At 59.7% G+C, this 390-nt stretch carries 1 protein-coding gene; it reads right to left on the bottom strand.

Features of this window, described 5'->3' with window-relative positions; translation table 11 throughout:
- Positions 1-266: 266 nt before the first annotated feature.
- On the bottom strand, positions 267-390 hold a 124-nt coding region (locus C5L10_RS33420; RefSeq protein ID WP_172717332.1), incomplete at its 5' end, for an AraC family transcriptional regulator.

Below are 390 nucleotides of genomic sequence, written 5' to 3'. Positions count from 1 at the left end.
ATGTGGAAACGGGCCGCGCGAAAGGCAAGGTCGTAATCGCGGTGAAGTGAGGTCTGGAAGGCCGAAGAGCGCTCGGTTTAGCCGAGCGGCTTTTGCAGGCGTCGAGGCGCGGATTGGTTTCGGAAAAAAGAAGTGCGCAGGCATCCGCGTCGATAGCTATGGGTACCCGGCCGAAAACAGCGGAAGTACCAGCGCCGGCGTTATCCGTCAGAGATCAAGGCTGCCGTCTCGCCACAACGAACAAACACTTGTCAAGCGAAGGGACTTCACTGTCGTTGCCGGTAGGCAGAGGGTGTGACGCCTGTGCCCAGCTTAAATGCCCGTGTCATGTGGCTCTGGCTGCTGAAACCGCAGGCCGAAGCGATCTGCACGATTGGGTCCGTGCCGCAC

Source organism: Neorhizobium sp. T6_25, from assembly GCF_002968555.1.
Lineage (GTDB): Bacteria > Pseudomonadota > Alphaproteobacteria > Rhizobiales > Rhizobiaceae > Neorhizobium.
Note: the sequence above shows the minus strand (reverse complement) of the source record. Positions and strands in the feature narration are given on the sequence as shown.